Annotated in this window: 15 protein-coding genes, 1 pseudogene and 2 riboswitches; of the genes and pseudogenes, 9 read left to right on the top strand and 7 right to left on the bottom strand. The window is 35.7% G+C overall.

All coding sequences use genetic code 11. The annotated features are described in order from the left end of the window. Positions 1 to 36: 36 nt before the first annotated feature. From mtnA to BCER98_RS13820, 3 genes and pseudogenes are all read right to left on the bottom strand, one after another. Positions 37 to 1,086 (bottom strand): S-methyl-5-thioribose-1-phosphate isomerase, encoded by a 1,050-nt coding sequence (mtnA, locus tag BCER98_RS13810; RefSeq protein WP_012095189.1) that lies wholly within the window; start codon positions 1,084 to 1,086, stop codon positions 37 to 39. Continuing rightward, positions 1,083 to 2,264 carry an S-methyl-5-thioribose kinase gene (gene mtnK, locus BCER98_RS13815; RefSeq protein WP_012095190.1) on the bottom strand — a complete coding sequence of 394 codons (1,182 nt, stop codon included), beginning with the start codon at positions 2,262 to 2,264 and terminating at the stop codon, positions 1,083 to 1,085. Before mtnK ends, mtnA begins: the two co-directional genes overlap by 4 nt. An 89-nt stretch (positions 2,265 to 2,353) precedes the next feature. Next, a riboswitch (SAM riboswitch) is annotated at positions 2,354 to 2,494 on the bottom strand. 73 nt (positions 2,495 to 2,567) lie between these two features. Then, positions 2,568 to 3,432: pseudogene (locus tag BCER98_RS13820) on the bottom strand (carbon-nitrogen family hydrolase). 14 nt (positions 3,433 to 3,446) lie between these two features. Between BCER98_RS13820 and BCER98_RS13825 the strand changes: the two are divergent. From BCER98_RS13825 to BCER98_RS13850, 6 genes are all read left to right on the top strand, one after another. After that, positions 3,447 to 4,637, top strand: a complete 1,191-nt coding sequence (locus BCER98_RS13825; RefSeq protein WP_012095192.1) for a pyridoxal phosphate-dependent aminotransferase — start codon at positions 3,447 to 3,449, stop codon at positions 4,635 to 4,637. Positions 4,638 to 4,689: 52 nt separating this feature from the next. Then, positions 4,690 to 4,795: riboswitch (SAM riboswitch) on the top strand. Between the two features lie 63 nt (positions 4,796 to 4,858). Continuing rightward, on the top strand, positions 4,859 to 6,103 hold the full coding sequence (gene mtnW, locus BCER98_RS13830) for a 2,3-diketo-5-methylthiopentyl-1-phosphate enolase (RefSeq protein WP_012095193.1): 1,245 nt from the start codon (positions 4,859 to 4,861) through the stop codon (positions 6,101 to 6,103). Then, entirely contained in the window at positions 6,100 to 6,759 is a 660-nt protein-coding gene (locus tag BCER98_RS13835) for a 2-hydroxy-3-keto-5-methylthiopentenyl-1-phosphate phosphatase (protein ID WP_012095194.1), read from the top strand. The genes mtnW and BCER98_RS13835 overlap by 4 nt, the downstream gene beginning before the upstream one ends. Continuing rightward, complete coding sequence (locus BCER98_RS13840) at positions 6,756 to 7,394, top strand: methylthioribulose 1-phosphate dehydratase (RefSeq protein WP_012095195.1); 639 nt, start codon at positions 6,756 to 6,758, stop codon at positions 7,392 to 7,394. Before BCER98_RS13835 ends, BCER98_RS13840 begins: the two co-directional genes overlap by 4 nt. Continuing rightward, a complete protein-coding gene (locus tag BCER98_RS13845) occupies positions 7,372 to 7,884 on the top strand; it encodes a 1,2-dihydroxy-3-keto-5-methylthiopentene dioxygenase (protein ID WP_012095196.1) in 513 nt (170 codons plus the stop codon). The genes BCER98_RS13840 and BCER98_RS13845 overlap by 23 nt, the downstream gene beginning before the upstream one ends. A gap of 246 nt (positions 7,885 to 8,130) precedes the next feature. Beyond that, positions 8,131 to 8,406: a hypothetical protein gene (locus tag BCER98_RS13850; RefSeq protein WP_012095197.1), complete on the top strand. Its 276-nt coding sequence runs from the start codon at positions 8,131 to 8,133 to the stop codon at positions 8,404 to 8,406. Positions 8,407 to 8,658: 252 nt separating this feature from the next. Here BCER98_RS13850 and BCER98_RS13855 read toward each other — a convergent pair whose 3' ends face one another. From BCER98_RS13855 to BCER98_RS13870, 4 genes are all read right to left on the bottom strand, one after another. Then, positions 8,659 to 8,991, bottom strand: coding sequence for a DUF3909 family protein (locus BCER98_RS13855; RefSeq protein ID WP_012095198.1), 333 nt, complete (start codon positions 8,989 to 8,991; stop codon positions 8,659 to 8,661). A 5-nt stretch (positions 8,992 to 8,996) separates the two neighbouring features. After that, positions 8,997 to 9,875, bottom strand: coding sequence for an NAD(P)-dependent oxidoreductase (locus tag BCER98_RS13860; protein ID WP_012095199.1), 879 nt, complete (start codon positions 9,873 to 9,875; stop codon positions 8,997 to 8,999). A gap of 4 nt (positions 9,876 to 9,879) precedes the next feature. Then, positions 9,880 to 11,010, bottom strand: coding sequence for a serine hydrolase domain-containing protein (locus BCER98_RS13865; RefSeq protein ID WP_012095200.1), 1,131 nt, complete (start codon positions 11,008 to 11,010; stop codon positions 9,880 to 9,882). Positions 11,011 to 11,104: 94 nt separating this feature from the next. Continuing rightward, a complete protein-coding gene (locus BCER98_RS13870) occupies positions 11,105 to 12,397 on the bottom strand; it encodes a GGDEF domain-containing protein (RefSeq protein ID WP_041810521.1) in 1,293 nt (430 codons plus the stop codon). Positions 12,398 to 12,824: 427 nt separating this feature from the next. Between BCER98_RS13870 and BCER98_RS13875 the strand changes: the two genes are divergently transcribed. The 3 genes from BCER98_RS13875 to BCER98_RS13885 all read left to right on the top strand — a co-directional run bounded on the left by BCER98_RS13875 (position 12,825) and on the right by BCER98_RS13885 (position 14,388). Continuing rightward, entirely contained in the window at positions 12,825 to 13,442 is a 618-nt protein-coding gene (locus BCER98_RS13875; protein WP_012095202.1) for a nitroreductase family protein, read from the top strand. A gap of 221 nt (positions 13,443 to 13,663) precedes the next feature. After that, entirely contained in the window at positions 13,664 to 13,882 is a 219-nt protein-coding gene (locus BCER98_RS13880; RefSeq protein WP_012095203.1) for a hypothetical protein, read from the top strand. Between the two features lie 191 nt (positions 13,883 to 14,073). After that, positions 14,074 to 14,388, top strand: coding sequence for a DUF3915 family protein (locus BCER98_RS13885; protein WP_041809965.1), 315 nt, complete (start codon positions 14,074 to 14,076; stop codon positions 14,386 to 14,388). The last annotated feature ends 1 nt before the right edge of the window (position 14,389 follow it).

A 14,389-nucleotide genomic window follows, 5' to 3' on the forward strand; every position in this document is an offset into this window, starting at 1 on the left:
TAGGGGCATAGAAATAACAAATTCCCTTGCATAAGGTTACTTTTCAAATAAAGAAGCAATTTCTTTTGTATAATCTCCCTGTAAAATTCCTTTCTCGGTAATGATTCCCGAAATGAATTCATGAGGCGTTATATCAAATGCTGGATTATATATATGGATTCCAGCCGGGGCAATTTGCTGCCCGTTTATTTTTGTTACTTCTGTTTCATCCCGCTCTTCGATTATGATTTCATTCCCTGTTTTTTTCTTCGTATCAAATGTAGACAACGGAGCAGCGACATAAAAAGGAATTTGATAATGCTTTGCTAATATAGCTAAATTTAAAGTTCCTACTTTATTTGCAGTATCTCCATTTGCCACAATTCGATCCGCCCCCACAATAATAGCAGAGATATTCTTTGTTCGAATTGTATGGGCAGCCATATTATCTGTAATCAGTGTTACATCAACACCAGCTTCCCTCAACTCCCACGTGGTCAAGCGTGCCCCCTGTAAAACAGGTCTTGTTTCACACGCATAAGCATGTAAATGAATTCCTTTTTCTTTTCCGATATAAAATGGTGCTAATGCTGTGCCATAGCGAGCAGTCGCAATACTACCGGCATTACAAATTGTTAAAATACGGTCGCCATCTTGGAAACATGTTAACGCATGTTCTCCAAGACTCCGGCACACTTGTTCATCTTCTTGTTGAATTTGTAGCGCTTCCTCTTCTAATATTTCTCGTGCTATCTTTATCGTTGATACCTCTTCAATTGCAGCTCTCATACGGTCGATAGCCCAAAATAAATTAACTGCTGTCGGGCGCGAAGTCCCTAAATAATTACAGTCTCGATTGAATTTTGTTTTGAATTCCACTATATTTATAGCTTCATATTTTTGAGCAGCTAAAGCTAATCCAAAAGCAGCCGCAATGCCAATCGCTGGTGCTCCTCTTACCTCTAGCATAACAATACTTTTCCAAACATCTTCAATACTTGTTAATGTTTTGTATTCCGCAACATGTGGTAACTTCGTTTGATTCAAAATGGTAATAGAATCACCTTTCCAAATTATCGCTCTTGGAACTGCAACTGTTGTATTCACACCTTTATCCCTCCTTCAGAAACAATATGTTGAAATAATGTTTTGAATACTTGAATGTCTGCCCCCTTTGTTTGATGTAACAATAGACTTCTCCCCAAATATAGAGCCTGTTTTTTTACTTGTATTCTTCTATCTTTCTCAACAATTCCATCTAAATCTACTACATGTGCCAAACCTATCGTTCTACGTATAACTTCACAACCAGCAAATCCAACCGCATCACGAAAAATATGTTGCAGAACAATCGGAAGCCATTGCTTTTCCTTCGTATACGTTTCCACACCCTCCAATATCCAAAGTTTTGTAAATGTATCTACAAAATAGCTCCATGTTTTTTCAATATGAAAAAATACAACTTCTCGTTTCTCTTCTCTTGATAAGGCATTTAATAATAAATTTGCTATAAACTGTCCTAAATCGAATCCAAGCGGGCCGAAAGTTGCAAACTCAGGATCAATGATTTTCGTTTCTTTTGAAGAAGCAAAAATGCTTCCTGTATGTAAATCTCCGTGAATTAATGCTTCCTTTCTCGTTAAAAATTTATATTTATATTGCGCAACTTGCAGTTTTAAATTTTTATCACACCAAAGCTCTTCTATAACAGACTGAAGTTCTCTCTCATAGTCGTTTGTTTCGTAATTTCCAAACGGATCTGTAAACACGAGATCTTCTGTAATTTTACAAAGATCAGGGTTTATAAATTTTCCATCTAGTACTCTTTTTTCTTCGGTATTCAGTCCGAAATCCGAAGTATAAAATAACACTTTCCCTAAAAAACGACCTACATGCTCAGACAATAATGGATACTCTTCTCCTTCAATGAACCCTTTACGTACAATTGTCAAAGATGATAAATCTTCCATCACTATTACAGCCAATTCTTTGTCATGTCCATATACTTTCGGAACAAATTCCGGCACATACTTAGCAAAAATTTGTAATGCCGAACTTTCAATAGTTGCTCTATTAAGCGAAAGCGGCCAACTTTCACCAACTACTTTTGCATATGGAAGTGCTTGCTTTACAATGATTCCTCGCTTCCCGTCATGGAGATGGAATACATAATTTAAATTCCCATCCCCTATTTCTCGGCAAACGATCGTGGCTTCTTTTTCAAAATATCCCTGTTCTTTAACATATTGCACTGCTGTTTCTTCCGTTAATGCATAATATCCCACTATTTCATCCCCCTTTTTAATTCAGAGGTTTCTCAACATAAGAAAAACCTCTTTCCATGAAGAAAGAGGTTTGAAGTGTATCTTCTCCCCTCTTATCTGCCAGAAAATTCATTTTCTGCTGGAATTAGCACCGTGCCTTTTTGGCGCATAAGCGCCCCATTTCACAATGGTATTACGGTCGGTTGCTGGGTTTCATAGGGCCAAATCCCTCCACCTGCTCTTGATAAGAGTTTTGCAACTTATTCGAATGTTTAACTTTCTGATGATGACTATAACAAGAATAAAAATCATTTGTCAATCTTTTTATTTATACAATTCTAAACGGCGATCCATAAAAACAGGAATTCCTCTGCGGACCTCTTCTATCTTTTCTAGCTCTATCTGTCCATAAAGAATGCTCTCTTCTTCTTGTGCCTCTGCGACAATTTTTCCCCATGGGTCAATAATAAGCGAGTGACCACCAAATACGTTATTTGGATCTTTTCCTACTCGATTACAAGCTACGACATAACATTGATTTTCGATTGCTCTCGCTTGCAGTAATAAACGCCAATGCTCAAGGCGAACAAGAGGCCATTCTGCTACTACAAATACTATTTTTGCGCCTTTAGCAGTATGTACGCGTATCCATTCTGGAAAACGAATATCATAGCAAATAACCCCTCCGCACTGAATCTCGTCTAAAGTAAATTCTCCTGTTTCATGTCCTGCTATTAAATACTTATGTTCATTCATTAACTGAAACAAGTGCACTTTGCTATATTCATGTTGTACGTTTCCTTGGCGATCCATAATATACATCGTATTTGTAACACCTTTCTCTGTCTGCTTTGCAACAGAACCACCGACAATGTTCACGCTAAACTCTTTTGCCCATTTTGAAAGCACTTCTTTTGTTTGTTTTCCATCCTTATCTGAAATTTCAGGAAGTCGCTTCAAATCATATCCTGTTGTCCAAAGTTCAGGCAATACGATTACATCTGGGTTCACTTTCATTGCCTCTTCTATTTTTTTCTCTGCGTGCTCTGTATTTAAAGTTACCTCACCAAAAACAATATCCATTTGAATACATGCGACCTTCATTTTTTCAGCCCCGTTCTTTATTTTTTTCTTTACAAAATCTTGGAAAGGATATATTATTTGTCACTAGAATTGTAACAACTTTCAAAAGAGGTGGAAAGTATGAAAGATTTTAAACCTTCCGAGCTTATGACATCACTCCCAACACAATTTTTCGCTTCACTTGTCACAAAAGTTAATAAAGTAATTGAAGCTGGACATGATGTCATCAACTTAGGGCAAGGAAATCCCGATCAACCAACACCGCCGCATATCGTAAAATCTTTACAAAATGCAGCAGAAAAGGTGCTTCATCATAAATATCCACCATTTCGTGGACATAACAGCTTAAAAGAGGCAGTTGCAATCTTTTATGAACGTGAATATGGGGTAAAAATAAATCCAAAAACAGAAGTTGCGATTTTATTTGGTGGAAAAGCGGGATTAGTAGAATTGCCACTTTGTTTTACAAATCCTGGTGAAACGATTCTTGTTCCTGATCCTGGATATCCTGACTATTTATCTGGCATTGCTTTAGCGAAGGCAAAGCTTGAAACAATGCCACTATTAGCAGAGAATCATTTTTTACCGGATTACATGAAAATAAGCGAAGATACTGCCAAGCAGGCAAAATTAATGTTTTTAAATTACCCAAACAATCCAACTGGTGCGATCGCTTCAAAGGAATTCTTTGAAGAAACAGTCCGTTTTGCAAATGAACATAACATTTTAGTTGTTCATGATTTTGCTTATGGAGCTATCGGTTTTGATACAAAAAAACCGGTCAGTTTTCTACAAGCTAGAGGTGCTAAAGATACAGGCATTGAAATTTATACATTATCAAAAACATTTAATATGGCTGGTTGGCGCATCGCATTTGCAGTTGGCAATGAAAGTGTCATTGAAACGATTCATCTACTGCAAGATCATATGTATGTTAGTCTTTTCGGCGCTATTCAGGAAGCTGCTTGCGAAGCATTATTAAGTTCGCAAACTTGTGTAACTGAATTAGTGAACCGCTATGAATCTAGGAGGAACGCTCTTATTTCGGCATGTCATTCCATCGGCTGGAATGTTAAAGCTCCAAAAGGGTCCTTCTTTGCTTGGTTACCAGTTCCAAATGGTTATCATTCTGAACAATTTGCTGATCTATTATTAAATCAAGCGCACGTTGCAGTTGCTCCGGGCATTGGTTTTGGAAAACATGGAGAAGGCTATGTGAGAATTGGCCTCTTACATACTGAAGAACGATTGCAAGAAGCTATTCATCGAATTGGCAAATTAAAAATTTTCAAAAAACCATTGACAACTTAAGTTATCTCTGTCAAAATTCAGATATCAAAAAAATTAAAATATTTCCAAATACTTCTTATCAAGAGCTGGTGGAGGGACGAGCCCGACGAAGCCCGGCAACCGATCTACAAATGTAGACACGGTGCTAATTCTCGCAGCGTTACGCTGACAGATAAGGAGCTGGTTGTAAAAAACCTCTCCTTAGCTGAGAGGTTTTTTTATTTAACTAGGAGGTTATGAAAATGAGCGGAATAATTGCAACATATGTAATCCATGATGATTCTCACAACTTAACAAAAAAAGCAGAGCAGATTGCTCTTGGCTTAACAATTGGTTCATGGACACATTTACCCCACTTATTACAAAAACAATTAAAACAGCATAAAGGCAATGTTGTTCATGTAGAAGAACTCCCGCAACAAGAAGAGGTAAACAACTATCTTGGCAAAAAAGTAACAAAAGGTATAATCAAAATTCAGTATCCATCGTTAAATTTCAGTCCTGATTTACCAGCCATTTTAACGACAGCATTTGGAAAATTATCATTAGATGGAGAAATTAAACTTATCGATCTCACATTCTCAGATGATTTAAAAAGACAGTTCTCTGGACCAAAGTTTGGGATTGAGGAAGTGAGAAAGAGGTTACATGTTCATAATCGTCCACTTTTAATGAGCATTTTTAAAGGAATGATTGGGCGAAATATCGGATATTTAAAGACGCAGCTCCGTGACCAAGCAATTGGCGGAGTGGATATCGTAAAAGATGATGAAATTTTATTCGAAAATGCATTAACACCACTTGAAAAACGGGTTCGTTCAGGAAAAGAAGTGTTGCAATCTGTTTATGAAACGTATGGTCATAGAACTTTATATGCAGTCAATATAACCGGGCGTACTTATGATGTAAAAGAAAACGCGAAACGGGCAGTAAATGCTGGTGCTGATCTTCTGTTGTTTAATGCGTTTGCATATGGATTAGATGTATTACAACTACTAGCGGAAGATCAAGATATCAATGTTCCTATTATGGCTCACCCTGCTATTAGCGGTGCTTATACATCATCAAAATTATACGGCTTTTCCCATTCACTATTACTTGGAAAATTGCTTCGTTATGCTGGTGCAGACTTTTCTTTATTTCCATCTCCATATGGAAATGTTGCGTTAGAAAAAAAAGATGCCCTTCAAATTGCAGAAACATTAACAATCGTAGATTCTCATTTAAAAAGAAGTTTCCCTGTTCCATCAGCTGGCATTCACCCTGGATTTGTTCCATTTATCCTTCGTGACTTTGGAAATGATGTTGTCATTAACGCTGGTGGTGGTATCCATGGTCATCCTAACGGTGCACAAGGCGGAGGCAAAGCATTTCGTGCAGCAATTGATGCCACTTTACAAGGAACGCCATTACATGAAGTGGATGATGCTGACTTACATACCGCACTACAATTATGGGGAAATCCATCGCGTGAGGTGAAAATATGAGCATTCAAATTTTCTGCGACTTTGATGGCACAATTACAAATAGCGACAATATCACTTCTATTATGGAACATTTCGCGCCACCAAAGGCTGAGGAAATAAAGAAACAGATATTAGCTCAAGAGCTTTCGATTCAAGAAGGGGTTGAGCAACTTTTTCATTTATTACCGACCAATCTCCATGACGATATGATTGCATTTTTAAAAAACAACGCAAGTATACGTAGTGGTTTTCAGGAATTTGTACAGTTTATAAATAAAAATGACCTTTCTTTCTATGTCATTTTAGGAGGAATGGATTTCTTTGTGCACCCCCTTTTAGATGGGCTTGTTCCAAAAGAAAAGATTTATTGTAATGAAACTGACTTTTCAAAAGAATACATTGAAGTAAAATGGCCATATCCTTGCGATAAACATTGTAATCATCATTGTGGTCTCTGTAAATCCACACTGATTCGAAGGCTTAGCTCTCAACAAGATTTTCGCATTGTCATTGGTGATTCTATTACAGATTTGCAAGCAGCTAAGCAAGCTGATAAAGTATTCGCACGTGATTTTCTCATTACAAAGTGCAAAGAATATCATATTCCTTATACACCATTTCATACATTTTATGATATTCAAAACGAGTTGCAGCACTTGGTGGAGGTAAAACTATGAAACAACTTTTTCGTAAGTGGCATACGTTAAGTGAATTAAAAAAAGAATTAACAAATCGAAATTGGTTCCCAGCAACAAGTGGCAATATCTCTATAAAGGTAAGTCATGAACCGCTTACCTTTCTTATTTCAGCTAGTGGAAAAGATAAAACAAAAACAACGCCAGATGACTTTTTATTAGTGGATCATCAAGGAAATCCCGTATTGGAGACGGAATTACGCCCTTCTGCTGAAACCATTTTACATACACATATTTATAACCATACAAATGCTGGCTGTGTTCTACATGTTCATACAACCGATAATAATGTGATTACAAACCTATACGAGAAAGAAGTAATGATTCGAAATCAAGAAATTATAAAAGCACTTAATATTTGGGAAGAAGGAGCAACCATTCATATTCCAATTATTGAAAACTATGCGCACATCCCGCTTCTAGGCGAAGCATTCAAAAAACACATTCAATCAGATTGCGGTGCTGTCTTAATTCGAAATCATGGTATTACAGTATGGGGAAAAGATAGCTTCGATGCAAAGAAAAGGCTGGAAGCATATGAATTTTTATTCCAGTTTCATATAAAATTATTATCCATTCAAGGAGGCGTTTCTAGTGGCGCAAATTCGTATTCATGAAATAAATACTCGCATTGAAAATGAAAAAGAAGTACAGCTGTTTTTGCAAAAAGAAGATGTACTATATGAGAAATGGGACATTTCTAAATTACCTGCGCATTTACAAAATAACTATGCTTTAACTGATGAAAATAAGGAAGAAATTTTAACTTTATTTTCCAACGAAATAGCAGATGTTTCACAGCGCCGTGGTTATAAAGCACATGATATCATTTCTCTTTCAAGTGCAACACCTAATCTGGATGAGTTACTCATTAACTTTAAACAAGAACACCACCATACTGACGATGAAGTTCGCTTCATTGTCAGCGGCCATGGCATTTTTGCTATCCAAGGCAAAGACGGTCGTTTTTTTGATGTTGAACTTGAGCCAGGCGATCTCATTTCTGTACCTGAAAATGTAAGACATTATTTTACTTTACAAGATGATCGCCAAGTTGTAGCCATTCGTATTTTTGTTACAACAGCAGGCTGGGTTCCTATTTACTAAGGGTAGTTAGCTGAATAAAAGGAAGTGGATCCCCTTTTCCCACCTTTTATTCACTCTACATATATACATCCTCCTATGGATCAGGTTTATTACAAATCAAGTAATAAACCTATTTTTTATTTTATCAAGTATCTTTATCAATATTTTTTGAACATTTTTTGAACTTTTTCTGAAAATTCTGTTTAAATTGTGATATAATACCAATAATAGAACTGGAAAGAAAAATATAGATAGAGGGGGAAAATCATGAACTTAATTATGGCACTTATAATTGGGGTTACATGCGGGGCTATTCCTGCCATTCTCGGAGCTATTATGGAGGAATTAGAAATCGGCATGTTAGGTTTTGTCGCATCTTCTGTAAGCGCTTTATTATTTGGTTTATACGGAGCTATTCCTGTATCTATTCTGTTTGCCTTCTACATCGTACGTCATGCTCGTGTAAAACAATTTGCTCCTAATCATGTTGCACAAATTATTCCTTTTCCAATTGAGCGCTCGCGTCGTGCTTCTAATTTATAATCCATTCCTCATCCCATTATCTATTCTAATTTATCCTCCATATTATAAAAACCCCCACCTACCTCTACACGAGACTCTGGTGGGGGTTTTTTATAGAAGTATTTCCTCTCGGACACCGATTCACATATATCCTTTCTAAACACTCTTTTTAACTTTGTTCCGCTTCCTTATAACATTGATAACACATTCATTATGATAAAAAAGATTGTAAGGACAGTTCCCCTTACGATCTTTTTTACAATGTGAAGACTTTTATCTATTATCTTCTAAAAACTGAAATAACTCCTGTAAATGTAATGCATCTTCTCTATAGCTAACAGACACATAACTTACTCCATCAATTTCCGCACTCATATATAAATCAATTCCGTCACGATCATATTTTAACGCTAAATAGAACTCCATCTCTTCTAACATTTTCTTCGAAGTTCGAATAACATAATGCTGATTTTCATCACGACCATATTCAAATTCAGGCTCAAAATCATATTTTTGTTTAAAAGCTTCTTTTTGCTTATCATGAATCGGTATGCAAGTTGCTCTCTGCACTGCATCAATCATTCCATCAAATTTCACTAAATCCATTGATGTTACCCCCTTATATATTTTTTATATAACACCTGTGTTCCACTATTGCTTTCCCCAGCCTCAATTAACTGCTCATATAAATCTTTTGCTAACGATAAACCAGGTACAGATAATTGTAACTTTTCTGCTTCATCTAATGCAATTTTCATATCTTTCATAAAATGTTTTACATAAAAACCTGGTTCAAAATCTCCTTTTAACATACGCGGAGCCAAATTGCTTAAAGACCAACTTCCAGCTGCTCCAGTTGCAATGCTTTGCAATACTTTCTCTGGGTCTAAACCGGCTTTTTGTGCATATGCTACCGCTTCACAAACACCTATCATATTCGATGCAATTGCAATTTGATTACACATCTTTGTATGTTGACCACTCCCAGCTGGCCCTTGCAATTGAATATTTTCACCTAACATGTTAAAAAGCGGGAAACAAACTTCATATACTTCTTGGTCTCCACCAATCATAATAGCAAGTTTCCCTTCCTTTGCACCAATATCTCCTCCTGAGACTGGAGCGTCTAAAGCATATATATTTTTTTCTTTCCCAACTTCATATATCCTTTTGGCTAATGTTGGTGTAGAAGTAGTGAAATCAATCGCAATCATCCCTTCCTTTGCATTTGCTAAAATTCCATCTACTCCAAAATATATTTCTTCTACATCATGTGGATATCCTACCATTGTCATAACAACATCAACATTTTTCACCAAATCTTTCGGCGTACCACACCATTTCGCCCCCTCTCTTACTAAAGAAGTTGCTTTTTCTTTCGTACGATTATACACATATACTGTATAACCACCTTTTAATAAATGATGTACCATGCTTTTTCCCATTACACCTGTTCCAATAAAACCAATTGATGAAATGTTATGCTCCATATTCTCATCCCCTTTGTTCTAATAAATCGCTAACCATTTTTCGGAACTCTTTATTAAAATCATCATCCATACTATTTTTTACATTCGAGAATAAAATAACAAAAATCCCTTTATCTTTATTAAAGTTATTAAATGTATTCCAACCAGCAAGTACGCCGTGATTATGAAAATAATCATTATATATATAGAAACTATATGCGTACTTGCGCTCAGGCGAAGGAGTGAACATCGCTTGTCTACTTTTCTTTGATAGAAGTTTCCCATTTATAATTGCCTCATCTAGCTTTTTCATATCTCCAACAGTCGTATACATCTCACCACATCCATATAACCAATCCATTCCTAATTTTGGTGCAAGTACGAGTAGATTATCTTGCTTTTTATATCCTTTGGCTAAATGCTGCTCTCCGGGCATCGCATTCCCCATCCCAGATTCATGCATTTCAGCTGGTCCAAATATATTCTCTTTTATGTATTCACCTAAAGGCCTTTGGGATATCGTTTCAACAATATAGGCAAGCACCATATAATTATAATCTGTATATCTCCATCCTGTTCCTGCTGGAAATTCTAGCTGTTGACTTCCAATCCAATTCACTAAGTTCAAACGAGATGCAGGATTTACTCGTCCCTTCCCTTTCTCCGGTAAACCGGAAGTATGTGTCAACAAGTGATATAATGTAATATTTTTATCCGCTGGAAATGAAGGGATATATGTATGTACATTATCTTGAATGTTTAATTTCCCTTGCTCTTGAAGCTGTAAAATTGAAGTTGCAACAACAGTTTTTGTGATCGAACCAATGCGGTATTTCGTTTGTGGTGTATTTTCAATTTTCTTTTGAACATCTGCATACCCATAACCCTTGTTTAATATAATATGTTCCTTATCTGTAACAAGAACGGTTCCATTAAAAGCTCTATCTTTTAAATATTGGTCTAATTTTTGCGCGATACTAGCATAATCAATCGGTGACTCCTTCTTTTCTTCTATAGAATCATGCAATTCAGATTGTACAGAAGGAGTCACCTTTGAAGTTAGTAATTTTTGTTCTTTTGGTTCTCTACAAAAATAGTATACACTCCCAAATACGAGAAAACACAGCAAAAACATAATAACTACCTTTTTTATCATTTCAAAACCTCCACGGTTATTCCATTATAAACGATTCCTCTCCTATCTATTATCAAGCAACAAAAAAAAATCGCAACACTTTGTTGCGAAAAAATTACATTTTTCCTTTTCTATATATACGAACTTGATTTTTCCCATTTTGTTTCGCCTCATATAACGCAATATCCGCGCGCTGTATGAGTTCTTCTTTCGTTATCCCTTGTTCGTATAATGCAACCCCAAAACTCGCCGTGAGCTTTGAAATACTGGAGAATTGTTTTGTCTCAATAAAAAAACGTAATGATTCAGCAACTTGAAACGCTTCTTTTTCCGTTGTATCGGTTACGAGTATAACAAATTCTTCTCCCCCCCATCGCGCAAACGTATATTTGGAATCAATTTTTGTTTTCACCAGCTCAGCTAACTGAATTAAGGCCAAGTCACCAAAATCATGCCCGTACGTATCATTTACCTTCTTAAAATCATCTATATCAAAGAAAATAAGTGCTATTTTTTGACGATTACGCTGAGCACTTTTCCACACTTCTTCTAATATTTGTTGAAACTTTAAACGATTATATATTTCTGTCAAAGTATCAATTGTAGCAAGACGCTCTTGTTCCTGATATAACTCATCTAATTCTGTAATATCTGTACACTTTACAATAAATCTAGATACATCTTCTGGTAAAGCAGCTGCACGTAATAAAAAAACAAACGCCTCTCCCTTATCATTATACATTTTGATTTTTCTAGCTTGTAATAAAGAATCATCGAGCCAAGTTATGTCATGGTTTGTAGCATAATAACCATGTTCTTGAATAAAATGTTCTGCAAACACGATATGATTTTCACGATAAGCCATCAAATTTTCATATCCAAAAAAGTGCAAAAAATTCGTATTACAATCAATAATTTCATCATCTTCAACAATAAATAACAAATCATTTTGAAAATCAAACATCATTTGCAACAGCTCTTGTTGTAAGCCTAGTTGCTGTAGTAAAGATAATTGATAGAGCCCTCTATTCACTTCTTCTAATACAGCTTGTGGCGTTACTGGGGGGAGAACCATGTTCCGTATCCCTATTTTCAACATATCTACAAATTTTGCTGTCACAGGCTGATCCCAAATTACAATGAAAGCAATCTGCGAATCATATATCCGTTTTATATGTTCGACTTGTATACTATCTGATACATATATGATGACAACTTGTGGCTGAACCCTCTCAAATAATCTCTCCCCTTCTGCAAAACTGCTAGCTATAAACATACATTTAGGATGTACACTTTCTATTGCATGTTGATGTTTACAGCCTTCTTCTATATAAAGTACATTCAACCGCAGATCTTGCAACACATTTTGAAAAACCGTATTCTCTAATAAAAAATGTAGTATGTTTATCACTGTTCTTCACTCACTTCATATATCTTGTTCTACTGAATTCCTCACGATTCTTTTATCTCGCTATTTTAGGACAGTAACAACTTGATGAATGAATTAAGCCCCCTATACAACTTCATTAATGAAATTTCTTACTTTATAGGAAACTGTCATCAAAAGAACCTGATTGGTGAGGTTTAATCGTCAGCAGGACGAAGAATTCTCCTACTGATAGGAGCTATATTTTCCCTATTCTCCAATGTGAATTATCTTTCTATTGTATGATTACACAAAGGATATCGTTTGTACGAACGCCCTCTTTCTTCCTATTCGAGAAACTTGACAATTAAAATAGAGATATTATATTCTTTACAGTGACAACTTACTAAATATAAGTAATTTATAGACATTATTTTATACAATTGATATGTAATTTGGAGGAAATATCATGACAAAGCAAGATTTCTTTAGTGTTTTATACGAGCGTACATCGAATCGCGCATTCAATCCAGAAAAGGAGATTTCCGCTGAAGAACTTCATCAAATTTTAAAAGCAGCTGCACAAGCTCCATCTGCTTGGAACTTACAACATTGGAAATTCCTTGTTTTTCAAGGAAAGGATGTTCAAAGTCGCCTACATCCAATCGCATACAATCAACAACAAATTCTTGATGCCTCTGCTGTAGTAGCCATTTTAGGTGATTTAGAAGCATATAAGAACGTGGAAACGGTCTACAACCCACTTGTGGAACAAGGATTGATGAAAGTAGAAGCGAAAGAGCGATTAGCTCAAAATATTGAATCTGCATACAATCGTGAGCAATATCCACGAGATGCAGCTTTCTCAAATGCATCTTTAGCGGCAATGCAACTTATGCTTGCAGCAAAAGCAACTGGATGGGATACTTGTGCAATTGGTGGTTTTAATTCACAAGCATTAATAGAAGAGTTTCATATTTCTTCTCGTTATGTCCCAATTATGCTTATTACAATTGGTGAATCTAGCCTAAAAGGTCATCCTGCACCACGTATGAGTGTTGAAGAAGTAACAGAATGGGCAAAATAAAAAAACGAAGGTGAATCCCTTCGTTTTTTTATTTCATCTATTTGTAATATATGTCATTTGAATTCGACATCATTATTAGAAATCATGCGATAAACTTATCTATGCTTAGTAAAAAACAAGGGATTATGTCGAATTTCGTCGTCTATTTGGAATATAAGGGTGATTTTTTGTTACAATTATGATACAATAGTAACAAATAGATAACAAGAGAGGGATTTTAATTGAATTCATGTGGAAGCTTTATTGCATTTTTAAGCTATGCCGTTACTGTGTTACTTCTATACTTTATTGGCGATGCTACAAACATTGCAATATTGCAATTCTCAAAAGAAAAAGCATTCCAGCTAGAAGAGGGAGTACATACCTCGCGATCTATCGTACCATTACTTTTAGCCCTTCCCGTATATGTCATCGTTTTATATAAAAGTAAAAAAGCGTAAAGACTACCTGTTTCTTTTATTATGGTGGTCTTTATTTTATGTAGAAAATAACCTTTTATATTTCTCTTCAAACTATCTCTACTTCAAGTGAATGAAAATAAGAAAATATCCTAGTAAAAACTGCACGCTTTGTCCAATCATCCCCTATACAAAACACATACATTATAAATATGAAAGGGGTGATGAAGAGTATGTTTGGATCTTTTGGGTGTTGTGACAACTTTAAAGAAAGAGATCGCCATCATCATGAAAAAGAAGATTTTAAGGGACGTTTTAATAGAAACTTTGATAGAAGATTCTCTATATGCAACGTCCTTGAAAATGTTGCAATAGGAACTAACATTTCCCTTCTTACGTTAAAAGACAACGGAACATTCAATAACGTAATATTTCAAGGTTTTTGCAATGGAGTTGCATTATTCTCTGCCGGCGAAGATGGATTTGAAGATGACTTCACAGGACTTTTACGCGTTTGTCTAGATGATATTGTTGCTATCGCTATCTAAT

Origin of the sequence: Bacillus cytotoxicus NVH 391-98 (assembly GCF_000017425.1) — a bacterium.
GTDB classification, from domain to species: Bacteria; Bacillota; Bacilli; order Bacillales; family Bacillaceae_G; genus Bacillus_A; species Bacillus_A cytotoxicus.

Bases quoted from the DNA above. Each gene is read 5' to 3' on its own strand.
- BCER98_RS13850 (WP_012095197.1), top strand. From the start codon at position 8,131: ATGAACTTAATTATGGCACTTATAATTGGGGTTACATGCGGGGCTATT.
- BCER98_RS13840 (WP_012095195.1), top strand. From the start codon at position 6,756: ATGAAACAACTTTTTCGTAAGTGGCATACGTTAAGTGAATTAAAAAAA.
- BCER98_RS13860 (WP_012095199.1), bottom strand. From the start codon at position 9,875: ATGGAGCATAACATTTCATCAATTGGTTTTATTGGAACAGGTGTAATG.
- BCER98_RS13865 (WP_012095200.1), bottom strand. From the start codon at position 11,010: ATGATAAAAAAGGTAGTTATTATGTTTTTGCTGTGTTTTCTCGTATTT.
- mtnW (WP_012095193.1), top strand. From the start codon at position 4,859: ATGAGCGGAATAATTGCAACATATGTAATCCATGATGATTCTCACAAC.
- BCER98_RS13855 (WP_012095198.1), bottom strand. From the start codon at position 8,991: ATGGATTTAGTGAAATTTGATGGAATGATTGATGCAGTGCAGAGAGCA.
- BCER98_RS13835 (WP_012095194.1), top strand. From the start codon at position 6,100: ATGAGCATTCAAATTTTCTGCGACTTTGATGGCACAATTACAAATAGC.
- BCER98_RS13875 (WP_012095202.1), top strand. From the start codon at position 12,825: ATGACAAAGCAAGATTTCTTTAGTGTTTTATACGAGCGTACATCGAAT.
- BCER98_RS13885 (WP_041809965.1), top strand. From the start codon at position 14,074: ATGTTTGGATCTTTTGGGTGTTGTGACAACTTTAAAGAAAGAGATCGC.
- BCER98_RS13825 (WP_012095192.1), top strand. From the start codon at position 3,447: ATGAAAGATTTTAAACCTTCCGAGCTTATGACATCACTCCCAACACAA.